The sequence below is a fragment of the Pontibacter sp. SGAir0037 genome, from assembly GCF_005491705.1.
Taxonomy (GTDB): domain Bacteria; phylum Bacteroidota; class Bacteroidia; order Cytophagales; family Hymenobacteraceae; genus Pontibacter.
This window is the reverse complement of the sequence record NZ_CP028092.1, coordinates 4359881-4385004: the sequence shown is the minus strand read 5'-3', so window position 1 is coordinate 4385004 and position 25124 is coordinate 4359881. Positions and strand designations below refer to the sequence as shown.

The 25124-nt window shown below is 46.8% G+C and carries 21 protein-coding genes; 10 read left to right on the top strand and 11 right to left on the bottom strand.

The genetic code is table 11. From position 1 onward, the window contains the following. The first annotated feature begins 13 nt into the window (after window positions 1-13). Both asnS and C1N53_RS18145 read left to right on the top strand, forming a co-directional pair. Entirely contained in the window at window positions 14-1453 is a 1440-nt protein-coding gene (asnS, locus tag C1N53_RS18150) for an asparagine--tRNA ligase (RefSeq protein ID WP_137760666.1), read from the top strand. A gap of 249 nt (window positions 1454-1702) precedes the next feature. Next, window positions 1703-3229 carry a hypothetical protein gene (locus tag C1N53_RS18145; protein ID WP_137760665.1) on the top strand — a complete coding sequence of 509 codons (1527 nt, stop codon included), beginning with the start codon at window positions 1703-1705 and terminating at the stop codon, window positions 3227-3229. A 76-nt stretch (window positions 3230-3305) separates the two neighbouring features. On the opposite strand, the gene C1N53_RS18140 is transcribed toward C1N53_RS18145, so the two are convergent. Then, window positions 3306-3812 (bottom strand): DUF4168 domain-containing protein, encoded by a 507-nt coding sequence (locus tag C1N53_RS18140; protein ID WP_137760664.1) that lies wholly within the window; start codon window positions 3810-3812, stop codon window positions 3306-3308. A 291-nt stretch (window positions 3813-4103) separates the two neighbouring features. Here C1N53_RS18140 and C1N53_RS18135 point away from each other — a divergent pair, with 291 nt between their 5' ends. The 5 genes from C1N53_RS18135 to C1N53_RS18115 all read left to right on the top strand — a co-directional run bounded on the left by C1N53_RS18135 (window position 4104) and on the right by C1N53_RS18115 (window position 9844). Then, the gene (locus C1N53_RS18135; RefSeq protein ID WP_137760663.1) at window positions 4104-6266 is read left to right on the top strand and encodes a TonB-dependent receptor; all 2163 of its coding nucleotides are present in this window, start codon (window positions 4104-4106) and stop codon (window positions 6264-6266) included. A 90-nt stretch (window positions 6267-6356) separates the two neighbouring features. Beyond that, window positions 6357-6998: a hypothetical protein gene (locus C1N53_RS18130; RefSeq protein WP_137760662.1), complete on the top strand. Its 642-nt coding sequence runs from the start codon at window positions 6357-6359 to the stop codon at window positions 6996-6998. Between the two features lie 115 nt (window positions 6999-7113). After that, the gene (locus C1N53_RS18125; RefSeq protein WP_137760661.1) at window positions 7114-7815 is read left to right on the top strand and encodes a hypothetical protein; all 702 of its coding nucleotides are present in this window, start codon (window positions 7114-7116) and stop codon (window positions 7813-7815) included. 158 nt (window positions 7816-7973) lie between these two features. Then, complete coding sequence (locus tag C1N53_RS18120; protein WP_137760660.1) at window positions 7974-9077, top strand: sensor histidine kinase; 1104 nt, start codon at window positions 7974-7976, stop codon at window positions 9075-9077. Next, window positions 9077-9844, top strand: a complete 768-nt coding sequence (locus C1N53_RS18115; protein ID WP_137760659.1) for a LytTR family DNA-binding domain-containing protein — start codon at window positions 9077-9079, stop codon at window positions 9842-9844. The genes C1N53_RS18120 and C1N53_RS18115 overlap by 1 nt, the downstream gene beginning before the upstream one ends. Before the next feature lie 5 nt (window positions 9845-9849). On the opposite strand, the gene C1N53_RS18110 is transcribed toward C1N53_RS18115, so the two are convergent. The 4 genes from C1N53_RS18110 to C1N53_RS18095 form a co-directional block, all read right to left on the bottom strand. Next, window positions 9850-11226, bottom strand: a complete 1377-nt coding sequence (locus C1N53_RS18110) for an NAD(P)/FAD-dependent oxidoreductase (RefSeq protein ID WP_137760658.1) — start codon at window positions 11224-11226, stop codon at window positions 9850-9852. An 87-nt stretch (window positions 11227-11313) separates the two neighbouring features. Then, the gene (locus tag C1N53_RS18105) at window positions 11314-11904 is read right to left on the bottom strand and encodes an alpha-ketoglutarate-dependent dioxygenase AlkB (RefSeq protein ID WP_137760657.1); all 591 of its coding nucleotides are present in this window, start codon (window positions 11902-11904) and stop codon (window positions 11314-11316) included. A gap of 4 nt (window positions 11905-11908) precedes the next feature. After that, window positions 11909-13615 (bottom strand): cation:proton antiporter, encoded by a 1707-nt coding sequence (locus C1N53_RS18100; protein WP_137760656.1) that lies wholly within the window; start codon window positions 13613-13615, stop codon window positions 11909-11911. A 43-nt stretch (window positions 13616-13658) separates the two neighbouring features. Next, entirely contained in the window at window positions 13659-14933 is a 1275-nt protein-coding gene (locus C1N53_RS18095) for a sodium:proton antiporter (RefSeq protein WP_137760655.1), read from the bottom strand. A 207-nt stretch (window positions 14934-15140) separates the two neighbouring features. Between C1N53_RS18095 and C1N53_RS18090 the strand changes: the two genes are divergently transcribed. Further along, the gene (locus C1N53_RS18090) at window positions 15141-16517 is read left to right on the top strand and encodes a sodium:alanine symporter family protein (RefSeq protein ID WP_137760654.1); all 1377 of its coding nucleotides are present in this window, start codon (window positions 15141-15143) and stop codon (window positions 16515-16517) included. 68 nt (window positions 16518-16585) lie between these two features. Continuing rightward, on the top strand, window positions 16586-17386 hold the full coding sequence (locus C1N53_RS18085) for a polysaccharide deacetylase family protein (protein ID WP_137760653.1): 801 nt from the start codon (window positions 16586-16588) through the stop codon (window positions 17384-17386). A 31-nt stretch (window positions 17387-17417) separates the two neighbouring features. On the opposite strand, the gene C1N53_RS18080 is transcribed toward C1N53_RS18085, so the two are convergent. From C1N53_RS18080 to C1N53_RS18055, 6 genes are all read right to left on the bottom strand, one after another. After that, on the bottom strand, window positions 17418-18356 hold the full coding sequence (locus C1N53_RS18080; protein ID WP_137760652.1) for a mechanosensitive ion channel family protein: 939 nt from the start codon (window positions 18354-18356) through the stop codon (window positions 17418-17420). 27 nt (window positions 18357-18383) lie between these two features. Continuing rightward, window positions 18384-20624: a cation:proton antiporter gene (locus C1N53_RS18075; RefSeq protein ID WP_137760651.1), complete on the bottom strand. Its 2241-nt coding sequence runs from the start codon at window positions 20622-20624 to the stop codon at window positions 18384-18386. A 454-nt stretch (window positions 20625-21078) separates the two neighbouring features. Beyond that, the gene (locus tag C1N53_RS18070; RefSeq protein WP_137760650.1) at window positions 21079-21465 is read right to left on the bottom strand and encodes a hypothetical protein; all 387 of its coding nucleotides are present in this window, start codon (window positions 21463-21465) and stop codon (window positions 21079-21081) included. A gap of 51 nt (window positions 21466-21516) precedes the next feature. Continuing rightward, window positions 21517-22791: a kynureninase gene (kynU, locus tag C1N53_RS18065; protein ID WP_137760649.1), complete on the bottom strand. Its 1275-nt coding sequence runs from the start codon at window positions 22789-22791 to the stop codon at window positions 21517-21519. A 43-nt stretch (window positions 22792-22834) separates the two neighbouring features. Beyond that, on the bottom strand, window positions 22835-23359 hold the full coding sequence (locus C1N53_RS18060; protein ID WP_137760648.1) for a 3-hydroxyanthranilate 3,4-dioxygenase: 525 nt from the start codon (window positions 23357-23359) through the stop codon (window positions 22835-22837). Window positions 23360-23588: 229 nt separating this feature from the next. Beyond that, window positions 23589-23975, bottom strand: a complete 387-nt coding sequence (locus C1N53_RS18055; protein ID WP_137760647.1) for a hypothetical protein — start codon at window positions 23973-23975, stop codon at window positions 23589-23591. Window positions 23976-24324: 349 nt separating this feature from the next. On the opposite strand from C1N53_RS18055, the gene C1N53_RS18050 reads away from it, so the two are divergent. Beyond that, window positions 24325-25113, top strand: coding sequence for an SDR family oxidoreductase (locus C1N53_RS18050; RefSeq protein ID WP_137760646.1), 789 nt, complete (start codon window positions 24325-24327; stop codon window positions 25111-25113). Window positions 25114-25124: the final 11 nt, after the last annotated feature.

The following is a 25124-nucleotide window of genomic DNA, read 5'->3' as shown; positions in this document are numbered from 1 at the left end:
CAATATACTATACATGCAACGTACGAAAGTTAAAGATTTGCTAACAGGTGCCGAGGCAGGAAAAGAGATTCTGCTGAAAGGCTGGGTGCGCACAAAACGCGGGAACAAATATGTAACCTTTATTGCCGTGAACGACGGCTCTACCATCCATAGTTTACAGGTAGTGGCCGATGCTGAAAAGTTTAGCGAAGAAGCTTTAAAAGATGTAACTACCGGAGCCAGTGTAGCAGTTACAGGTGAGCTTGTGGCCTCGCAGGGCAAAGGACAGGCTTATGAGGTTTTAGCCAATACGATTGAGGTTCTGGGTAAAGCAGATCCGGAAACATATCCGCTGCAAAAAAAAGCACACTCGCTGGAGTTCCTGCGTGAGATCGCTCACCTGCGCTTCCGTACCAACACTTTTGGTGCTGTGTTCAGGCTGCGCAACTCGCTGGCTTTTGCCGTGCATAAATTTTTTAACGAGCGTGGCTTCGTGTATATGCATACGCCTATCGTAACGGCTTCCGATGCCGAGGGTGCCGGAGAAATGTTCCGGGTAACTACTCTAGACCTGGACAACCTGCCACGTAACGAAGAAGGCAAAATCAATTTTGAAGAAGACTTCTTTGGCCGCTCTACAAACCTGACTGTATCTGGTCAGTTGGAAGGAGAGCTGGCAGCTATGGCTTTTAGCGATATTTACACATTCGGCCCTACTTTCCGTGCCGAAAACTCTAACACTGCCCGCCACCTGGCCGAGTTCTGGATGATTGAGCCGGAAATGGCTTTCTACGACCTGCAGGACAATGCTAACCTGGCAGAAGAGTTTATCAAGTATGTCATTCGCTATGCCATCGAAAATAACAGCGCCGACATTGAGTTCCTGGGCCAGCGCCTGGCAGAAGAGGAAAAACAGAAGCCACAAAACGAGCGCAACGAAATGAGCCTGCTGGAGAAACTGGAGTTTGTGGCAAACAATAGCTTTGAGCGCATCACCTATACAGAGGCCATCGATATTCTGCTAAACTCTCCTGCTTACAAGAAGAAGAAATTCCAGTATGAGGTATCGTGGGGTGTAGACCTGCAGAGTGAGCATGAGCGCTACCTGGTAGAGAAGCACTTTAAGAAGCCGGTAATTGTTACCAACTACCCGAAAGATATTAAATCGTTCTACATGCGCCTGAACGACGATGGCAAAACAGTAGCTGCCATGGATATTCTGGCTCCGGGTATAGGCGAAATAGTGGGTGGTTCGCAACGCGAGGAACGCCTCGACAAATTAACAGAGCGTATGGAAGAAATGGGCGTACCTACAGAAGAGCTTTGGTGGTATTTAGACACCCGCCGCTTCGGCAGCTGCCCACACGCTGGTTTCGGCCTGGGCTTTGAGCGACTGGTGCAGTTTGTTACAGGTATGGGCAATATACGTGATGTGATCCCATTCCCGCGCACACCTAAAAATGCTGAATTCTAAACTAAAATAGCTGATTACAAAAGCTCAACTATGCCTCCTAGTTGAGCTTTTATTTTTTATATTAGATGTAAAATAAAGCTCAAGCTATGGCTTTTAAATTTTTGCACTATATATAGTACAATGCTATATACTAGTGATGGATCCCAACAAGATAAAAAAGCTTATAAATTAGCATTTAAAGTGATTTTATTGTATACTTTGGCTAGAAATTTGCTCGTTAAAATAGTATAATTTATAATCTTTTCCTTTATGATAAGATCATTTTTGACCATACTTTTCCTGGGTATATTTTCTGTAGCGGCCACTGCTCAGCATGAGTTTGCTTCTATAGAAATGCCCACAACACGTGTGCAGGATCTGGTAACGGTGGCTGATGAAGAGGGAAACGTTTGTGTGTACTACTACCAGGGAGGTAAAATATACTTTAATTTACTTTCACCTTCAGGAGAACAGTTAGCCTCACAAATTATTCCTTTCCGCATGAACCAGGACCCACAGATTCTGGGTACCCGCGTTGTGGATGATACTTTTATATTTTACAGCCGCCATGTAAACGGCCGCCGCCACTACCTGCGCCCGTTTGGTATAGATAAAAGGCAGGGCACTTTCAGAAGCTTTCAGGATATTGAGCTGAAAGTAGGCAGAGGTGAACAGTACATTGGTTCTTTTGCAGATCAGCAGCACTTTTATATGGTATATACTGATAAGCATAACAACATTCACCTTTACCGCGATGCAGAGGATGCCGTGCAGATGGAGAAAAAAATATTTGCTTCTAAAATGCCTCGCACCAATATCCGTCAGCAGCGCGAAAACGAGCTGATTTATGTAAACCAGGATCTGGAGCGTACTGTATTTACCGGGCACCATCGCAGCAAAATCTATTCACGCGGAGATAGGGTACACATGGTATTCGATGGATACCAGACCAAAGGCAACGGCAGAAAAGTGACAACCGAAATCCTGACCCTGGACTGGAACAGCGGGCAAGCCAATTATCGTACGCTGCCTTACATTGAACAGAAGAACGAGCCAAAATTTAATTCGTTTCTGCATGAGAATACGCTCTTCCGGCTGCAGCTTGATAAAGACAGCCTGAAACTGGTTGCTTACGATTTCAATACTTTAGCGGCCTTAAAAGAGTATAGCTTTGGCAGCAACGAGGAAATCACACTAAAAGCCACTCCTGTATTTCAGCGTGGCAGACAGGCGCTGTTTTCTTCTAAAGTAAAAGAAATTGAAGGCGGTAAAGAGCTTCGGAACCTGGCAGACGGTGTGCCGGCCATCACAGTAGATGCGTTTAACGACAGCACCATACAGTTGACAATCGGCTCTTATGCACCACCAGCCTCTAACCGTAACAATAACTTTAACGACTCCCGCATGGTTCGTACGCCTGATCAGTATGTCAGAACTGCACGAGGAGTGGTGATGGTACCAGGCCGTTGGACGCCGGCTTATACCATACCGAGTTATTACCTGAATTCGCCATTTTACAGCCGGTACTTTTACGACCCGTACAGAAACATTGATGCCAATGGTTCTGATCCTGGTGTGAGCACCTATTTCAGGGCTGTGTTGGATAAAAACTCTTTAGCAGCCAGAGACACTTCGGCAGCTCCCTCCATACCACAGTATAAACTGGAGAAATTTGAGCAGGAGCTTAAGCCATCGCCAGACTTTGCAACCTTATACCGCTATGGCAATAAGCTGCACTATGGCTACTTCGACAGAAAGTCCAGAACATTTAAAATTGTAGAATTTGCCCAGCAGTAACAGGCTGGCACGCCAACAAAAAAGGCTTTGCTGAACAGCAAAGCCTTTTTTGTTGGGAAACATACTTTCTCAGTTTCTATTCCATCATTTTATGCACCTTCGCCTGCAGAACCGGGCTTTGCTGATAAGCCAGCATAATCTGCTCATATTTTTCTAAAGACATACCGTCTTTTACAATAGCCTGCTCCACATCGCGCTGAATGGTAGGCTGCATTTCCATAATTCTTTGAGCGGCCTTGTTAAAAGCAGCCATTTCTTCTGGTGTTGCGCTTACCTCTTCCAGTTTTTGCTCCTGGTAAGCTTTGGCAAGCTCATTAAACTTTTCCACTTCTACTTTTTCTTCCTGCAGGATGTTCAGCATTACTTTTTCGCCTTCCTGCTGTACTGCCATTAGGCGGTTGTTGGCATCAGCAAACTGTTTGATTTCAGCATCAGAAAAATCGGTTTTGGCAGCGGCACCTTGTTGTGCAGGGGGTGCCTGCGAAGTAGACGATTGAGCATAAACATTGTTTGCAAATACAGCTGCTCCAAGCATAAGAGTTGCTGCTACCACTCCTCTTACTTTTTTATATAGCAAATTCATAATAGTCTAATTTAGATTAAGGAATAAATAAAATTTAAGTTTGCGAGGTAAATAAAATCCAATTTATGATTTTATCTTATACCTCTTTTAAGGCTAAATAGTTGTTGATGATTTCTACCTGACAGGATTAAAATCAGTGGTTACAGCAGCTACAGCTTTCTTAAACGGTGTCATTTCGGCATATCATTAAGGTTCTACACTCCATCCTGCTTATTCTACGGTTCGTCTTGTTTAAGTTTTAAACAGTACTTTGCCTGTCCATCTTTGATCCGAAGTTTAACGACAACTACTATGATACAAAGATTTACAAGCCTCCTGATCTTACTTTGCCTGGCCCCGCTGATGGTGCTGGCACAACAAGCTACAACGGTAAGCGGTATAGTGCTGGACTCCAAAGGAGAAGCTGTACCAGGAGCCAATGTGTTTATAAAGGGCAGCTACGATGGCACCTCCTCCCGCACCGACGGCAGCTTTGCCTTTGAGACAGACGAATCGGGTACAAAAACAGTAGTAGCCTCTTTTCTAGGGTATGAGCAGCAGGAACTACCTGTTACACTTAGCGGGAAAGAAGTAATTGTCAGCTTTAAATTAAAAGAAAAGCTTAGCCAGCTGAATACAGTTGTTATTACAGCCGGTGCTTTCGAAGCAGGCGACGAAAAGCGCAGCACCATTCTCAGTTCGCTGGATGTAGCTACTACCGCCGGTGCCACTGCCGATATCTATGCTGCCCTGCAGTCTCTGCCAGGTACGCAACGTGTAGGCGATGAGGGCAAGTTATTTGTGCGCGGCGGCGACAGCTATGAAGCTAAAAGCTTCATAGACGGCCTGCTGGTACAGAAGCCCTACAATTCTTCTGTGCCCGATTTGCCTGCACGTGGTCGTTTTTCGCCTTTTATGTTTAGCGGCATCAGCTTTAGCTCAGGCGGCTACTCCGCAGAATACGGGCAGGCGCTGTCATCAGCTTTAATTCTGAAAAGCAACGGACTGGCCGAGACAACTGAGAGTGGCATTTCCATTATGTCGATTGGTTTAGGCGCTTCTCACACGCAACGCTGGGATAACACCTCCCTCTCCCTCACCGCCGACTATACCAACATGCAACCTTATGTAGGGCTGGTAAAGCAGAACATTGCCTGGCAGCAGGCACCTGAAAGTAAAGGCGGCTCTTTTGTGCTGCGACACAAAACCGACAAAGGTATGCTGAAAGCGTACAGCAGCTACTCCAACTCATATTTAGAGCTGGACCAGCTCACCGCTGACGGGCAACGCCATGTAGCTATACAGAACAGCAACTTCTTTAACAACCTTACTTATCAGGGGCTACTGAACGATAAATGGACACTTTATGCAGGGGCAGGTTACACTTCTAATCAGGATGTGCTACAGGTAGAGCAAGAGCATATGACAGAACAGGACCAGGCGATACAGGGAAAAGTAATGCTGGAGCACCAACTGGCAACGCCGCTTTGGCTGAAGTTCGGCAGCGAACTGGTAGTACGCGGCTACGAGCAGCAGTATACCCAAAGCCCTGCCCACTCAACCTTAACTCCCGGCTTCACCGATTACCTGGCTGCCGCCTTTACCGAAGCAGACTGGTATATCAGCAAGCGCTTAGTAACCCGCATAGGCATCCGGACAGAGAATTCTACGGTATTAGAAAAGGGCAATGTAGCACCCCGGATATCTATTGCCTATAAAACAGACGAACATAGTCAACTATCGGCTGCTTACGGGCAGTTTTACCAGCTCCCCGAAGCTGAATTCCTGAAAATTAACCGCCACCTTAGCTACGAGAGCGCCACACATTATATCCTGAACTACCAACACCAGCAAGATAACCGCACCTTTCGGGTAGAGGGATACTACAAGCAGTACAACGACCTGGTAAAGTATAATGAGAGCCTCCGCTACACGCCCAGCAGCTACAACAATAACGGCACCGGCTATGCCAGAGGAATAGACTTCTTCTGGCGTGATAAAAAGAGCATCAGGAACGGCGATTACTGGATCTCTTACTCCCTGCTGGACACCAAACGCGACTACCGCAACTATACCCGGGAAGCCGTACCCACTTTCGCCTCTACACATAACCTGTCGGTGGTTTACAAACACTTTCTGCCGAAGCTCAGCACTCAACTTAGCGCCACATACGCTTTTGGCAGCGGCCGCCCTTACCACAACCCGACGCTGGATGGTTACAACCAAAGTCGCACTCCCAACTACAACGACCTGAGCCTGAACGCCAGCTACCTGACCAGTTTGTGGGGCAACTTTACCGTGATTTACCTTTCTGCCACCAATGTACTTGGTAACAGCCAGGTATTCGGCTACCGCTACGCCAGCACTCCAGACGAGTCGGGCGCTATTAACCGCTCAGCAGTTACCCCTGCAGCCAAACGATTCCTGTTTGCAGGTGTCTTTATCAACTTCGGTGGCAAAAGCATCCACCACTAATATTTCATCAAATCAGAAGTTAAAAACTTATGAGTTAAGAATAACCAACCGGCATAAAATCAAACAGAAACTATAAAACCATTAGAAATCATGAAAAAGCAATTATTACTTATCGCAACCGCTGTGTTATTCGCACTTAACGCCATAGCTCAAAACACTGGCTACGAAGCCGCTATCGGTAAAAACTTAGGAGCTATGGGCAGAGCCGCTACTGTAGAAGACATGCAGCAGGTGGCCAACAACTTTGAGCGTATTGCCAATGCCGAGCAGCAGGCATGGCTGCCGCTTTACTACGCTACCATGAGCTATATCAGCATGAGCAACAAAGAAAAGAACGAAGCTAAAAAAGACCAGTACCTGGACAAGGGGCAGCAGCACCTGGATAAGGCTCTTAAGCTCGCTCCAAAAGAATCGGAATTGTATGTGCTCCAGGGATGGCTGCACCAGACGCGCCTGCAGGTTTCGCCCACTACACGCGGCATGAAATATAGCAGCCTCACTATAGCAGCCTTAGAAAAAGCAAAGCAACTTAATCCGGATAACCCACGCGCATACTACCTGTTAGGAGCCACCCTCTTCTATACGCCTAAAATGTTTGGAGGCGGTGCTACCGCTGCAAAGCCACTGCTGGAGGAGGCCATGGCGAAGTTTGCAGCCGAAACCACTACATCGGCCATAGCTCCTACATGGGGGAAACCTCAGGCAGAAGCACTGTTGGCGCAGTGTGAATAGCAGCCATAAACTACAATTCATCTTCCTGATTCTACAGTTCGTCCACTTATAGTTTAGAACAAGAGGCTCCTTTTGCACCTTTGGTCTGGATCAGAAACGGAAACAACAATCAAGTATGGAAACTTTATTTACAACGCTACTTATCTTTCATATTGCAGCAGGTACAGCAGGTTTAATCTCAGGCCCTGTTTCGATGTTAAACAGGAAAGGAGGCAAGCAGCATCGCCTAACAGGAAAAGTATTTTTTTATGCGATGATGCTGGTGGCGGCTACTGCTATTATAATGTCGATTCTGCCTCACCACCACAGCCCGTTTCTGCTGATTATTGGTGTATTCAGTGCCTACCTTGTTAGCACTGGCTACCGGGTACTTTACCTGAAAGGCCTGGCAACAGGTCAGAAACCGAAACGCTTGGATTGGGCTATTTCCATCACAATGGCCGTGTTTGCCGCCTATTTTATTTTCTCTGGTTTAGCAGGCACCATGAGCAGTAGCTTTGGCAACAGCAGCAATATAGTATCTATCGTTTTTGGAAGCATTGCCTTGCTTTTAGTAGCAAAAGATGTGCGTAAGTACACCAAGGCGCCAGCTGATAAAAGCTTTTGGCTTTACGACCATATCACACGCATGATAGCAGGCAATATAGCAGCCTATACCGCTTTTCTGGTTGTAAATAACACCGTACTCCCACCTGTTGTCGCATGGTTAGGGCCAACCGTTATCGGTTCTGCTGTTATTAGCTTCTTTATTACCAAATACAAGCTAAAAGCCAGGAAAGGAAAAGCTGCCGCAGAGATTTTAACGGCAACAATTTAAACTTTAAATGCTGAAAAATAGCAGCTACAGGTACGCAATTCAACTCCTAGCTAAATTTTGTGAAGAGCATGTGATAATCTTTTAAAATCCAGAACCTAAAGTCTGTTATCTACTATTTAGCATCTATTTTTTTACTTACATTCGCTTTCGCACTTTAGATGATTTTACTAGAACAACAACCTGTAGCAACGCAACCAATGCCAATTTCTGCATCAGTGGCTCCGCCTGCTAAAAGCCCCAGCAAACTAAAGGCAGTAGTACGAGAAATATTGGGCTGGATTCTTTCAGCGTTCGGGGCCTTTGCTTTAGGCTGCCAGCATTGTTTCCAGCTACCGCTAAGCGAGGCCATCTTTAATTTCCTTTTCTCTTATACCATATTTGTTCTGCTCTGGAAGGGTAACGGCCTGCTTACAAATACATTAAGTTTATTTTATCCGTGGGTAAGAAACCCATCGAAGCGGTTTATTATCAGCCTGATAGCTACACTACTACTCACTGTTGTAGTTGTTATATTAGTAAATATCGTTTTCCTGACCTATAAAGGGTACACGCTACAAGACCTGTCGCAGCGCAACTGGGCAAGTTCTGTTGGAGTGCCTGTTATCATTACCTTTATTATATCGCTGTTTTTTCATAGCTGGCATTTCTTGCAGGGCTGGCGGCAAACGGCCATCAATGCGGAAAGACTGGAGAAGGAAAATATTGCCTCACAGTACGAGTCGCTGAAGGCACAGGTAAATCCGCATTTCTTGTTCAACAGCCTGAACGTGCTAACCAGCTTGGTTGAAACAGACCAAAAACAGGCGGTACGGTTTATCCGGAAATTATCGGAAGTATACCGCTATGTGCTCGATAGCCGGCAGAAAGAAATTGTGCCGTTACTGGAAGAGCTGCATTTTCTGGAGTCGTACATTTACCTGCAAAAGATCAGGCACGGTGAAGCGCTGCAGGTGCAAAACGATATTCCTTTAGATGCAAGCCTGATGGTGGTACCACTGGCATTACAGATGCTAATAGAGAATGCCATTAAGCACAACATGGCGCTGGAAGAGGAACCGCTGCAAGTTCATTTATATATAGAAAACGACTACCTGGTGGTGCAGAATAACCTGCAGGAGCGGCGTATCCGGGAAGAGTCTACGGGCATGGGGCTTCCGAATATAGAATCCCGCTATAGTTACCTCACCAACAATAAAGTACAGATCATAGCTACCTCACAGGAGTTCACAGTTAAACTGCCTCTATTATACTTTAAAGGATAATGCGGATATTTATTGTAGAAGACGAAAAGCTGGCGGCAGACCGCCTGGCAAAAATGCTGCTTAAGCTCGATGCATCAGTAGATATAATAGCCACAGCGCCTTCGGTGCGCAAAGCGGTGGAGGTACTGAAGTTTAAACCCCAGCTAGACCTTATTTTTATGGATATACAGCTGGCCGACGGGCTAAGTTTTGAGATCTTTGAGCAGGTACCTGTGGAAGTGCCCGTTATCTTTACAACTGCCTACGATGCGTATGCTATTAAAGCTTTTAAAGTAAACAGTATAGATTATCTGCTCAAACCCATTGATGAGGAAGAGCTGGAGGGCGCCCTGGAGAAGTTCAGAAAGCTGAGCAGGCACCAGATTCCGGTTGCGCCGCAGCTGGGTACCCTGGAGCAGGCCATACAACTGCTAAATGGCAACAAAAGCTATAAAAACCGCTTTGTAGTAAAAGTAGGAGAACACCTGCACATGGTAGCTGTAGAAGATATAGCATACTTTTACAGCTTCGAGAAGGCTACTTTTCTGCAATGCACCTCCGGCAAACGCTACGCCATCGACTATACCATGGAACAGGTAGAGCAACTCATAGACCCAAACCGCTTCTTCCGCGTAAACAGAGGCTATTTTATCAGTTTAAAAGCTGTAAAAGACATTGTAGCCTGGTCGAACAGCCGCCTGAAGCTGGAGCTGCATCATCCTGCCCCCAGCGAGGTAGTAGTTAGCCGGGAAAAGGTACAGCAGTTTAAGAACTGGTTAGACAGCTAGCACTTTTAGCCTTTGTACGGCTTCAGCTTTTCCTTCTTTACCAGTTGCTTTTGCAGCAGCTTCTGCACTTCAGGCTTCTCGTAATCTTCTGCAGATTCTATGTGCTTCATCACCTTTTTCATGATCTTCTCCTGCATCATGCCTGCCTCCATTGCATATGAATAAGGCAGATCGGTAAAGGTAACCATGGTATAAAGCGGAATCCATTTATCAGGATACTGCTCACTTATTTTGCTTTCTATCTTTTTACGGAGCAGGAAACGCGGATCGGCTACTTTATCGCGCATTTCTTCGAAGTTGAGAACTGCTAAGTCGGCTATCGCATCGGCATCGGGCTTACGCTTTCTTTCAAAAGTTTTAAACAGGCTGTGCCAATCTCCATCAAAGGTTTCCAGCATCTGATCCAGTACAGTTATGTCTTCGAAGCCTGCATTCATGCCCTGCCCGTAGAAAGGCACCACGGCGTGGCAGGCATCGCCAATCAGCATCAGGCGGCCATCGTAGCTCCACGGAAAGCACTTTATCGTTACCAGCGAGCCAATTGGATTAGCGAAATACTCCTGCGCCAGATCAGGCATCAAGGGTACAGCATCAGGAAAAACCTCTACAAAAAAGTTAAGCAGATCGTTGTCATTTTTGATGGTCGCAAAAGAGCGTGTACCCTCGTAAGGGAAAAACAGAGTGCAGGTAAAGCTGCCATCGATGTTCGGCAGGGCAATCATCATGTAATTACCCCGAGGCCAGATGTGCAGGGCATTTTTCTCTAACAGCCAGCCTCCGTCTTCAGCCGGAGGAATAGTTAATTCTTTATATCCATACTCCAGGTACTTCTGCTCATAGTCGAACAGCTCCGTCTTTTGCATGGCACCCCGCACCATCGAGTAGGCTCCGTCGGCACCGAAAATCAGGTCAGGCTTAATTCTTTCCTGCTCATGGGTTGTATGGTTCTGTAACAGCACCTCGCTCGTCCGCACATTTACATCCATTACCTGCCTGTTAAAGTGGTAACTGATGTTTGGGTTCGGCTCCGATATATTCATTAAGGCTACATTCAGGCCGCCTCTGGATACCGAATAGATAGCTTGCCCTTCTTTGCCATAAGGCTGGTAAGTGAGGTTGCCCTTCTCATCGTGCATCACACGCCTGTACATCGGAACGGCTACTTTACGCACTTCCTCTTCTATACCTATTCCACGGAGGGCACGCCAGCCTCGGTCGCTGAGGGCAAGGTTAATAGACCGGCCACCATCAATGGAATTGATGCGCATATCAGGTCTACGCTCATACAGGTTTATGGTATAGCCACGCTTTGCCAGGTACAGCGACAGTAAGGAACCTACCAATCCGGCTCCCATGATGGCTATGTTTTTCTTTTGGGTCATGTTAGTTTATGGGCGATGCCTCATAATTTCTGTAAAATAACATCTTCAAACTGGCTTTCACAATGACTTTTCTTCCCTACATGCTGCTTAGCTTTTTATGTTCCTAAAGGTAAGGTTGATACGTATTCCGACGGCTTTACCTGTCTTAGGAAGTGCGTGCTGCCAGTAATGCTGTGTAGCTCCTTTCATTAAAAGCAGGCTGCCGTGCTCCAACACCAGGTATACGTTCTTCAGCTCTTTTCTAAACCTGTGCCGAAAGCCAAATTTTCGAGGTATACCAAAACTTACCGACGCTATATCAGGCTCCTGCCCCAGTTCCTTCTCATCGTCGGCATGCCAGCCCATGCTGTCTTGGCCTGTGCGGTAAAGGTTCAGCAAAACACTGTTATACTGCGCCCCGCTTACCTGTTCTACCCGCTCTTTCAGTTGCAGCAACACAGGTAACCAGGGCTGCGGTGCGTTTTGCAGGCCCGAATAAGTATACCCCTTGTCGCCGTACCAGGCCGTGAGGCGCGGCATAGGCTGCTCCTTCCCAAACAATTTTATGTTTTCCTGCTTCCAGTTCACCTGCTGCTGCAACTCCTGCAGGTAATTGTCGCTCTCTTCCCGGCTAAAGAAATGAGGGCTATAGTATACTTCTGCATCAGGCAAGGGCTGTAACGCTAACTCAGGCATCATCTTTTTAATGCTCAGCGGCCTCTTGGTTTTCCGGTTTCTGTTCTCCACCCTCTCTGCCACGGGCATCTTTTCTGGCTTTTCCTTTAAACATATCGGCCACACCATCTGCTGAGTCTTTGTATGGCTCCAACAGGTATTTTACACCTGCTTCACGAAGCAATGCAGCACTGGTATCGTCTTTTGCCGTCAGTGCTATCCGCCCTTTAAAATCATTGTGCTTTAGTAAATTGTACAGCCTGATATTTACAGTCACATCTGCCAGCGTGCTTACTACATTATCTGCTTTGTGCAGTGGCAATACTTCGTCCAGGTCAGGATCTTCGGCATCACAGTAAATGGCTTCAAACCCTCTGCCCTGCCAGTCATTTACGATGGCAGGGTCTACGTCTGCACCCAAATAGGTCAGATTGTTCTTCTTTAAAGCAGCTGCCACACGTTCCCCATACCTGCCTAACCCGAAAATAAGTACATCCAGTTTTTTATTGTCATCTTCCAGTTCCTCCGGTTTGGAAGGCTTTTCCCGTTCGAATACGCTCAGCATAGGAGACAGCATGTCAAAAAGCTGATCGGAGAACATAATCATGTAGGTAGATAAAGTTATGGTAATCAGCCCTACCAGTGTCACCAAACCCAGCGTATCATCATCTATGTGCCCTACGTCCAGGCCCATGTTAATCAGGATCAGGGAGAATTCACTGATCTGGGCTACAGTAAGTCCTGCTTTAAAAGAGGTGCGCTTATGATAACCCATCACCCCCATAATGATAAGCACGATAACAGGATTTCCTACAAGCACGAATACAGAAAAGATAAGAGCTGGCAATATCTGCTCGCCCATCAGGCCTAGGTCGAGCTGGGAACCTAGGTCCAGGAAAAAGAACAACAGCAGGAAATCGCGCACGCTGGTGAGGCGGCCACTGATTACCTCCCTGTACTGTGTAGAAGCCAGCGATATACCCGCCAGAAAGGCTCCTACCTCTTTACTGAACCCCAGATAATCGCCGAGTGCAGCCAGTAAAATGGCCCAACCTATAGAAAATAAAATAAGTAACTCCTGAGAAGAGGCCAGCATGTGTGTGAACTTCGGGACAACATACTTCATCAGTACCGCCACCACTGCAAACATGGCCAACCCTTTCCCAAACACCAGCAATAAATCCATGCCCACCGAGCGCTCCGACTCCACTCCCAGAGCCGACAGCACGATCATGACGATTACCACCACAATATCCTGCACAATCAGGAAGCCCAGGGCAATTTGCCCATGCAGCATATCTACCTCCTTTTTATCGGAAAGTAGTTTCACAATAATAATGGTGCTGGAAAAAGTAAGTGCCACCGCAATATAAATGGCTTCCATCCACTCAAAGCCCAGTAGCAAACCTATGCCAAAGCCGAAGAGAGAAGTGAAAGCTACCTGCCCCAGCCCCGTTAACAAGGCAATTTTACCCGTTGATTTTATCAGGTTGATATCGAGCTTAAGACCCACTACAAATAATAGAATGGCTATCCCCATTTCGGCCAGCAGCCCTATCTCCCGCTCCGAATTCAGGAGGTTAAGCACAGAGGGTCCGACAATGATGCCAACCGCTATAAAAGAAACGATGAGAGGCTGGCGCAGCATCCTGCCAATGGCTCCGACAGCTGTGGCCAAAAAGATGATAAGGGCAAATTCGTAAAACTGATTATCTATAAGTTCAGAAAGGTTCATGTTATCATGTTGGTTAACAGTTTAATTAAGCACTTGCTACTTTTTATACTTCATCCGGTACCTGATCTGGTGCTAAGGGCTGAATAATACCTTTTTCCCGATCCACATCCAGGCGTCTCATGGCCCGGGCAGCAGTAATACCATGCAGAATAATGGATATCATAACAATAAATCCTACAACAGACCAAAGCTCATCCGCCTCTTCAAAATCGTGTTCACTTAAAGCAAAGGACAGGTAGTAGAACGAACCAATCCCCCTGATACCGAAAAAGCTTATAGCTACCTTTTCCCTTAAAGTCGATTTTACGCCAATCAGGCTGGGTAATGTGCTTAGAGGGCGGATGATAAACAGAAATCCCAGTCCGATCAAAGCTCCTTTCCAGGTCAGGTGGTCCAACAAACCAGATACAATACTGCCTCCGAACAGCATAAGCAGGATCACCATCAGAATACGCTCTATCTGGTTAACAAAATCATGCATCTCGAGATGATACTCATCGTCTTTTTCGAAGCTGCTCATAGTAAGGGCTGTTACAAACACTGCAATAAAGCCATACCCGTGCAGGAATTCTGTAAAGCCGTACGATACCAGTGTGGCAGAAAGAGCTAAAAAGCCATCGGATGCTTTCGGGAAGTTTGATTTTTGGGGTAAGGTAAAGATGAGGTAAGCCAAAGCTCTGCCAATAACATAACCCATTGTTGCACCTACAGCAATACGATATACCAAGTCCCGTATTACCCACTCGGCAAACCAGTCGCTGTTGCTGCCAGCCGAAACAGCCAGCACCACTGCCAGCCATGTAAACGGGAAAGCGGAACCATCGTTTAAACCGGCCTCGGCTGTTAAAGAGAACCGTACCACATCTTCCTCTTCCTCGTTAGGCGGCCCTACCTGCACCTGTTCAGCCAGCACAGGGTCGGTAGGAGCCAGTACAGCGCCCAGCAATATGGCTGCTGCCACCGAAAAGCCCAGCACACCCCAGCCCAGCAAAGCAAGAGCAGCTATACTCAGCAACATGGTGATGCTTACCAGGCGGAACGGGATGCGCCAATGCGTTAAACTGAATTTCCGCCTTATCTTCAGGCCTGTGCCCATCAGCGATACAATAACGCTTAACTCAGTCAGGTGCACGGCATACTTTTCTCCCCTGATCGGGTTAGGCGAAGGCAGGTCGAAGGGCACCCAGTAAACGAACATGCCAATCAACAGGAACAGGATGGGGTAAGAGAGAAAGGTGCGCGCTGTAAGGCGTGGAATCCAGGCCATAGAGAGAGCAGCTACCCCTACCACCGTAGTGGCTATGATATATTTATCCATGTTGTTAAGCTATTATTCAAAGGCTTGTTAGGCTTTCTCGTCACTTTTATGTAACCTAGCTGTTTAGATCTTGTTTAAAAGATACCTTTTTGTGCTGCAAAACAGAACATAAAAGGCTCTTGTTGCACCTCCAGGTGCAATAGCATACACCTTCACGGAGTCCTTTGTTGCGAAAGCACCGAATGGCCGGAAATTAATAGACCAATATTGGAAGCAATAGAACAATTCTTAGTTGATTTCAGCAACCTGGCCTGGGGTATGCCTTTGCTGGTGCTGCTGATGGGCGGCGGCTTTTACTTTATGATTTACTCAGGTTTCCTGCCATTCAGGCACCTGAAACATGCCATTGATGTACTACGCGGCAAGTACGACGACCCTGATGATCCGGGAGACATTAACCACTTTGAAGCTTTATCGAGTGCGCTGGCCGCTACTGTAGGCATGGGCAACATAAGTGGTGTAGCCGTAGCAATTGCCATGGGCGGACCCGGCGTATTGTTCTGGATGTGGGTAAGTGCCTTTGTGGGTATGGCAACTAAATTCTTTACCTGCTCCCTGTCGGTTATGTACCGTGGCAGAGACAGCAACGGGCATTTAGAGGGAGGCCCGATGTATGTGGTGGTAGAAGGCTTAGGCAGCAAGTGGAAGCCTCTGGCTGTTTTCTTTGCCGTAGCAGGTTTGTTTGGTACGCTTCCTATTTTTCAGGCAAACCAGCTCACGCAGGTAATCCGGGAAGTAGTGCTTGTTCCGAACGGCTTTTCTTCAGGAGATGCTTTTTACTCGAACCTTGGGATTGGCCTTACGCTGGTGCTGATCGTTTCTATGGTAATTTTTGGAGGAATACAGCGCATTGGCAATGTTGCCTCTAAAATGGTACCCGGCATGGTGGTTTTGTACATGCTGGCAGTATTTTATATTATGGCTGTAAACTATACGGCTATACCCGATGCTTTCGCCTTGATACTGACAGATGCGTTTACAGCAGAATCTGTGTTGGGAGGAGCTGTAGGAGCCATTATTATAGCAGGAGCCCGCAGAGCTGCATTTTCGAACGAAGCCGGCATTGGTACTGCCTCTATGATGCATGGTGCGGCCAAAACCGACGAGCCGATACGGGAGGGTTTGGTAGCCATGCTGGGGCCATTAATCGATACCATTATTGTTTGTACCCTTACGGGGCTGGCCATTATTATGACGGGGGTGTGGCAAAGCTCCGACGGCAATGGCGTTACCATGACGGCCGCTGCTTTTAATGAAGCCATGCCTGGCTTTGGCAGCTATGTGCTGGTGCTGTGCGTGCTCATTTTTGCATTCACTTCGCTTTTCTCTTACTCCTACTATGGCACCAAATGTTTCGGTTTTCTTTTCGGGGCCAGATACAAACACTACTACAATTACTTTTACGTAGCTACAATTGTATTTGGGGCTACAGCCACCATGTCGGCTATTATTAGCCTGATTGATGGCATGTATGCCATGATGGCTATTCCAACCATGGTTTCGGCTCTTCTGCTATCGCCCAAAGTAATGGCAGCAGCACGTAACTATTTCAGGAGGATGAAGAATGTTAAAAGGCCGATTTAACTCCAGCGGTGTTATCAAGGATTTTTTATCTTCGCCTATACTGAGCAAGCTATTTAGATAATTGTAATATGAGGCTGAAAAGAATTTTTACGCTGCTGCTGTGCATCTGTAGCTTATCTGCTTTCGCACAAAACTGGAATAAAAAACAGGCTGCTGTCGTACTTACTTACGACGATGCCCTGCATGTGCACCTGGACAATGCTATTCCTGCTTTAGATGCCCTGGGCCTGAGAGGAACCTTCTTTCTGATTGCTTCTTCTACAGCTTTTACCCAACGGATGGAAGAGTGGAGAAAAGCATCTCAAAAACACGAGCTGGCTAACCATACCCTCTTTCACCCATGCGATGGAAGCCTGCCGGGCAGAGGCTTCGTTACTGCCGACTACAACCTTGCCACCTATTCTGTTCGCCGCATGCAGGACGATATTAAAATGACCAATGCTGTACTACAGGCTGTTGACGGCAAGAAGCAGCACACTTTTGCCTACCCATGCGGCGATACCATGATTGGCGGCATTCCATACCTGGAAGGCATAAAAGGTGATATAGCTGCCGCACGAGGAGTACACCATGAAATGATACAGCCTAACACAACTGATCTGTATAATATGGGCTCTTATGTCGTTAATGGCCAGTCTGGCGAAGAACTGATAGCACTTGTTAAAAAAGCAATGGAAACAAACAGCCTGATTGTATTTCTTTTCCATGGCGTAGGCGGAGAGCATGGATTGAATGTATCGCTGGACGCACACAGCAAGCTTCTAAAGTTCATCAAAGAGAATGAAAAAAAGATCTGGAACCCTACTTTTATAGAGGCAGCAGACTATATAAAAGCAGGTGGCGCTGCGAAGAAGGCAAGTGCTAAGTAACTGTTAAAAATCAAGACCAGGAATACAGGACCTAAGGCAGCAGAAGCCCGGAGGAACCTTCTCGCTGCTCTTGCTCCTGGTCTCCCGGAGACTGGTAAAAGCGTGTGGTCGGGTAGGCAAAACGTATGTCTGGCGAGGCCATAAACTGCGTTAAAACATCTTGCCAGATTTTATTTTCACTTTCCCGACGGCCACTTACATTGGAAAGGTAACGAATAGTGAGCTGTATTCCGTTTTCTCGCACCTTGGTATATACCCTGGCATTGTAATTATTGTAAAAGATTAAATGCCGTTGCGCCTCCACCCTTATCCGTTGCTGCGCCGCCTCACTCAGCTCAACAGAATATTTCGCACCAATTTCCTCTAATATAGATTTCGCTTTTTGCCAGTTACTTTCGAAGGTAATACGCACCTGCACTTCATGCCAGAGAAACGGAAACCCATAGTTGTAGTTGATTAACGCTCTTGTAAACACGTGGCTGTTCGGGATATGCACAATCCGGCCTGTTGCCTGCTCCGAATCCACCCACACCCCCAGCTCATTCAGGGTAAACTGGAAAAGCTTAATATCAATGACATCGCCTGTGTGTTCGTTCACCTTAATTCTGTCGCCTACTTTAAAAGGCCGCTTCCAGATCAGAAACACCCAGCCGAACATGTTCATAATCGGGTCCCGCAGCGCCACCACCAGGCCCGCTGACAGCAGCCCCAGGAAAGTGGCAATAGGTTGAAAGCCGTTGAACCAGATGTTGATCAGGAGCAGGATACCCAGCCCGGTTACCACATAGTTAGTGGTTTTCTTCCACTGATAAAGCTTACGCGAATCCTGCTCCCGCCGCGACACCACCCGCAGCAGGATTCTGCTGAGCAGCCAAAGCCCCAGAAGCACCAGTAGAGAAGACAATATGTTCTCCTGCGTGATGGCCGTCAGACCTACTGCTTCTTCAATCCAATGTTCTATTTCCCGCATGTAGCTAGCTTATTTCTTATAATTGGTTCATGAATGGCTGCTGGTAGCTTCCAGCTGTCTGATTCGCCAGGGGCTTCCCACGATCCAGACGACATCTCCCTCTTCAAAAACCAGTTCAGAATCCGGGTTCAGGATTCGTTCGCCTTTTTTTTCAATACCTACAATCAAACCTTTTGTTGTCTCTCTTACCCCTGCTTCACGAATTGTTTTATGTAATAGCATAGAGTTGGCCGATACCACCAGCTTCTGTAGTTTCACGTCTTCTTTTACAGCGTTAGCTTTTGCGGTAACCTCTGTCTCAGACTCTACAAACTGCCTGAAATGCTCCATTTGCTCATCCGATCCGAATACGTAAATTTTGTCTCCGGGGAAAATCCGCTCATTGCGGGTAGGCGCCATAATCGTATAGTCGCCACGTTCTATTACCGCCACATTTACACCGTACTTTTCTCTTACCTGCAGCTCTACTAAAGACTTACCAACCACAGCCGACGTAGCTTCAATATCAAAGCTAATCAGGTGGGCATCCCAAGGAGCAATTGTATAGTGCATTTTTTTTGCGGCACTTTTCTCCCGCTCGTTCAGGTTTGCCATAAAACGGTTCTCTATACGAATATAAAAGTTCTGAATTTTACGTGAAAAGACTGCCAGTAGCGCAACAATGATCAACCCTATGATAAGAGAGGTTTCTATGGCAAAAAACTGGTGCAGCAGGAAACCGATAAACAGAATGGCAATACCTATCCTGGCAAATTCCAGCACAATAATCATGCTCCGGAAGTTCCTGTTGGCCCAGATGCGCCCCTGTGCCTCCTGTTGCGGATGGTGCACCGCCAGCGCCCAGAGAAACGGGGCCATAAACACAAGTGTAATAGCTGTGGTAACAATATCGCCCCAGAGCCCGCGAATAAAATTCTCTATAATAAAAGGGTTCAGGTACTGGGCCGACAGCAGCACAATAGAAATGATCAGCACAGAATAAACCACCAGGTTAATGGCATAAGAGCGCAACAGTTTATTCCAGTCGCTGGTTGTGCTTATAACCTGTGTGCCCGAACTATACTCGTTTAAAGATGTTTTCCAGGTAGCAGGCAGTATCGCCTCCACCGACCGATAGAGTGGCTCTGACAGCCGGATCATGTAAGGTGTAGTAAAAGTGGTTATTGCCGAAACTGCCACTGCTACAGGATACAGAAAGTCGCTGGTTACATTTAGCGTAAGGCCCAGCGTAGCAATAATAAAAGAAAACTCTCCTATCTGCGATACACTCATTCCGGATTGTATAGAGGTCTTCAGCCCCTGCCCCGCCATCAGGCCACCACTTGTAATGCTGAATACTTTTCCCAGCAGCGTGACCACCGTAATAATGGCTATAGGGCCTGCATATTCTACGATTACCTGCGGGTTGATCAGGATGCCCACCGATACGAAGAAAATGGCACCAAACAAATCCCTAACCGAGGCTACCAGGTGCTCAATTTTCTCTGCCTTGGTGGTTTCTGCCAGTATAGAACCCATAATAAAGGCACCTAAAGCAGGCGAAAAGCCAACTTGGGCTGCCAGAATAACCATGAGCAGGCAAAGCGCAATGGAAACGATCAGTAAGGTTTCGTCGTTCATGAGCTTACTTGCTTTTTTCAGGAAAGTCGGGATCAGGAAGATACCTGCCAGAAACCACAGCACCAGGAAAAAGGCCAGCTTTAGTACGGCTGCCAGCATTTCGGCACCTGCAAACTGCTGGCTCACCGCTACTGTAGAAAGCAGCACCAGCAAGAGGATAGCCACCAGGTCTTCTACAATCAGTACACCAAATACCAACCCGGCGAAGCGCTGCGACTTTACCCCCAGCTCATCAAAGGCCCTGATGATAATAGTGGTGGATGAAATGGATAAAATACCTCCCAGAAAGATACTATCCATTGTAGACCAGCCCAAAAGCTTACCTGTCAGGTAGCCGAGCAGCAGCATGACCACTACTTCTACCAGCGCCATAACAGACGAAGAGCCTCCTACTTTTACTAATTTTTTAAAGCTGAACTCAAGTCCCAGGCTGAAAAGCAGGAAAATAACGCCAATCTCAGCCCAGATGTTGATATTTTCTATTTCGATGATAGTAGGAAATAACGCAATGTTAGGCCCTACCAGTAGGCCTGCAATAATGTACCCGAGCACCAGTGGCTGCTTTAGCTTCTTAAAAAGCAGTGTTGTGATACCGGCTGCGCCCAGTATTAACCCTAGGTCTGTAACTAAATGCGGTAAATGTGTCATTTAAGGTTATAATTCAGTTAAATGAATGGCTATAAAATATTGAACAGGATCAGGCACCGCGCTCTGTCAATACGAACAATAAAAATGAAAGAATGAGCAAAAAGCTATAGATAAGTATAGCATGCAGCCTGCTTCTCTTGCCTGTATACCAGAAGAGGCTTTTTTTAGGTGAAAATATACCAGTTATTATTCCTGCCATTGAAAGCAGCGACAGGATTACTGAAAAATCTGCCATAGCGCGACTTTTTCTTAATGATGAAGTAAGCAAAGCGGGGCTACAGGGCTGGCGTTTAGTGCGTACAAAGCAGCAAGCCTTCAGCACCTGCTTCACTTCTGAATGAAATGCGATAAAATGGAGAAGATGGCCAGCTTAGCCTGAACACGCCTATCTTACAGAAGAGGTTCAGCCATCTGTTTTCTGGCACCTTGTAGTATAAGAAGTGAGAACCGGTAGCTAAGGCGCGTTCGGTAAAATAGAGATAGGGAATATTTGCGCCAGTTGCACCACCCAGGCATAGTTAGCCGCATAAGTACTTAAACTATCGTCGGAAGGGGGAGCAAAGGTAAAAACTTGCAGGAGGCAGTTAATAACCTGCTGCGGAGCAAGATGTAAAGAGGAAGAGGTGTTTGCATCCAGAAAAGCCTGCACTCCTTCTGCCTTTACAGAAGAAGTGCTTTTATGCATTTGCGCTGTATCTGCAACAGATGTAGCAACAGGCCCTTTCATTAAAAAACGATAGACTTCAACCTCCTGCCCCGGCAAAGTAAGCGCCCAGAGCAACATGACCCACATAAGCGGGTACTTCAGGTAGCTATCTATTATTTTTCTGAATTCTGGCATCTCTCACACCAAATATAAGCAATTTTGAACTAAAAAGGCAGCACGAGTGGCCTATTTAACCGGCAGGCACTCGTGCAGAATTTCGGAGAACTTATACACTTCTTCAAAAGTATTGTAAAGAGGCGTGGGAGCTACACGAATCACATTAGGCTCGCGGAAATCTACAATAATATTTGCCTCCATCAGCTTATTAAAAAGTGCGCGTGCCTCCTGCTTCACTAATAAAGACAATTGGCAACCCCTGGCTTTAGGATCGCGTGGTGTAATCATTTCCAGCACACTTTTGTCTGCTTTCAGATCATCTATGAGATATTCCAGGTAACCTGTCAGTTTCTCGCTTTTCTGGCGAAGGTTTTCCATACCTGCCTCATCAAAAATTTCGAGTGAGGCACGATGCACGGCCAATGGTAAAATCTGACCATTACTCAGCTGCCATCCTTCTGCACCCTCCATAGGTATGAAGCCCTTTTTCATCTGGAAACGCTCCTGGGCGTTATGCCCCCACCAGCCTGCAAAACGCGGAATATCCGAGTTGTTGCTATGGCGCTCGTGCACAAATACACCCGATGTACCTCCAGGACCGGAATTCATATACTTATACGTGCACCACACGGCAAAATCCACGTCCCATTCGTGCAGTTGAAGCACTACATTACCAGCGGCATGCGCCAGATCAAAGCCAACTACCGCACCTGCTTCGTGGCCTGCTCTGGTAATAGCCTCCATATCGAACACCTGCCCGGTATAGTAATTAATGCCACCCATCATCACCAGCGCTAGCTCGTCGGCATTATCCCGGATGGTTTGCAGGATGTCTTCGGTTCGCAGGGTATGCTCGCCTTCGCGTGGAAAGACCTCGATGATCGCGTCATCCGGTTGGTAGCCATGGAACTTTGTCTGCGTTTCCAAAGCATACTGATCTGAAGGGAACGCGCCACCCTCCACCAGAATTTTAAAGCGCTTCCCCTGAGGCCTGTAAAACGAAACCAGCATCAGGTGCAGGTTTACAGTAAGCTGGTTCATGACCACCACCTCTACAGGCTTGGCGCCCACTACTCGGGCCTCTGCAGCTGTTAGCAGCTCATGGTAGTTAAACCAGGGCTCATCACCTGTAAAATGTCCTTCAACAGCGTAATTGGCCCATTTATACATTTCATCATCAATAAACCGCTGCACTGATTTTGGCTGCAGGCCAAGAGAATTGCCACAGAAGTAAATGGCATCCTGCTTATTTACCTGCGGGATGTAAAAGCGGTTCCTAAAGTGGTTTAACGGGTCTTGTTGGTCCTGCTCCTGTGCGAAAGAAAGGTTATTCTGATAATTCATTCGTTTGTATATAACTGCCGCAGCAGTAATTTTTAAATCCCGCTTAAAGTTTAGCCGGTGGCTCCATTATTTCGCCACAGTTGTTACAAGTGCGGTGTTCTTCATTTTCCCAGAAGTTATTCATGATAACAGGTAGCTGGCCCACGATGTCGGTAACATCGGCATACTCCTCGTATAGTTTATGCCCGCAGTTTTCGCAGAACCATAAAAAGCCGTCTTTCTCCCCTGGCTTGCGGTAGCGCTCCACCACCAGCCCTACTGTATTAGCGGGTCTGCGGGGTGAGTGGGGCACCCTTGGCGGTAACAGGAATATTTCGCCTTCTTTAATAGGAATATCCACAGGTTTACCGTCTTCAATTATTTTCAGAACAATATCTCCTTCCAGTTGAAAGAAAAACTCTTCGCCCTCATCGTAATGGTAATCTTTGCGGGCATTGGGCCCGCCTACCACCATCACTATAAAGTCGTCGTTTGCTTTAAATACCTGCTGGTTTCCTACAGGTGGCTTCAGCAGGTGACGGTGCTCCTCTATCCACTGCTTAAAGTTGAAAGGTCGTTGTATCGCCATAAATCTGGTTCTTGCTTTAACTTGAACGAAGATAGAAAGAATCCTGCTGTTTTGCCAGCAGGACATGCAGCCTCAGGCATATCAGGCTCACACAGGTTTAGATACGCTGCATGGTATCTGTTTTGCCTACAACTGATTACGGCTTTATAATTACCAACTAAACCAGAAGGGCCCGCCATAAAACTATGGCAGGCCCTTCCGGCAATGTATGTAGAGAGGTTATTAATTTTTACTTGGTCACCTGGGTGAGCTGCACGGTCTGGTTGGTGATGAAGGCGTTCAGCTGCTTTTCGGTGAGGATGTCGGTAACGGCCTGGGCGTAGGTGTTCACCAGTTCCTGGGCCTTGGCGTCCAGTTCAGCCGACGCCAGCAGGAGCTGGGAAGACTGGGTGTCGCGCTTGAACTTGCGGTTGAGCTCCTTGAGCTTGATGTACTGCATCTCGTTGAGCTCCAGCTCCAGGATCAGGTCGCGGTTGATCTCTTTCTGCAGCAGCGTCGTCACAACCCTCTTCTCGGTAGAGGAGAGCGTAGACACCGAACCGCTGGCAAAAGCAGAGGACACGTTCACGAATGCTGCCAGGGCTACTATTGCTAGAAAGGTCAGGTACTTCTTCATGGGATCGGTTGTTAAAAACTTGTACTACTTTAGGCTTGCCTCCCTATATTCAACTCTGATGCCAGAAAACAAAAAATCTACTACTCGTTATAAATCAAATGCTTACAATAAAGCATTATCAGACTTTTTTCCTAATCTGGGAAACACGGAATCATTCAGAAACAAAAAAAGGAAAGGCCAGGCAATTTGCTTTAGAGCATTAGTTCTCCGAATATCCTGTTTAAAAGCTTGTTTTGAAGCTTGTGCTTTAAAACAATAAATAATCAGAACTATGCATTAAACTTTAGGCGAGATCAGATGTCCATAAAAAACAGCACCCTTCATTAATTAACTTGTATATCTTTAGAATATGGATTTAAGCCTGACAGGAAAAAGAGCCATTGTATGCGGCAGCACCCAGGGCATTGGTAAAGCCGTTGCCATTGAACTCGCTTTGTTAGGGGCCAGCGTAACATTGGTAGCCCGCAACGAAGCCAAACTAATAGAGATTGCGCAGGAGCTTGATGCAAGCCAGGGACAGCAGCACGATTACCTGATAGCTGATTTTGCACAGCCAAGTGATCTGGAACTCGTTATGAAGGCGTATTTACAGCAGCAGCACCAAATACATATTCTGGTAAATAATACAGGAGGCCCTCCGGGTGGTGCTATTGCCGATGCCAAACCAGAAGAGTTTCTAACTGCCTTTAACATGCACCTGATCAATAACCATCAGTTGGTGCAGGCGGTGGTTCCTTTTATGAAAGAAGCCCGCTATGGCAGGATCATCAACATTATCAGCACATCGGTGAAACAGCCGTTGCCTGGTTTGGGTGTATCGAATACTATTCGGGGAGCTGTGGCAAGCTGGGCCAAAACAATGGCTAATGAGCTGGGGGAATTCGGTATTACTGTAAACAATGTACTGCCCGGGTCGACGAAAACAGGGCGTATTTATTCCCTGATTGAAAGCAGGGCCGGCAAAACAGGAAAAAGCAAAGAAGAGATACAGGCAGAGATGGAGGCAGAAATACCTGCCAAACGTTTTGCTGAACCAGAGGAAGTTGCTGCAGCTGCTGCCTTTCTGGCCTCTCCTGCAGCAGCATACATCAACGGTGTAAGTATAGCTGTGGATGGCGGCAGAACAGGGTGCCTCTAATCAAGATCTGA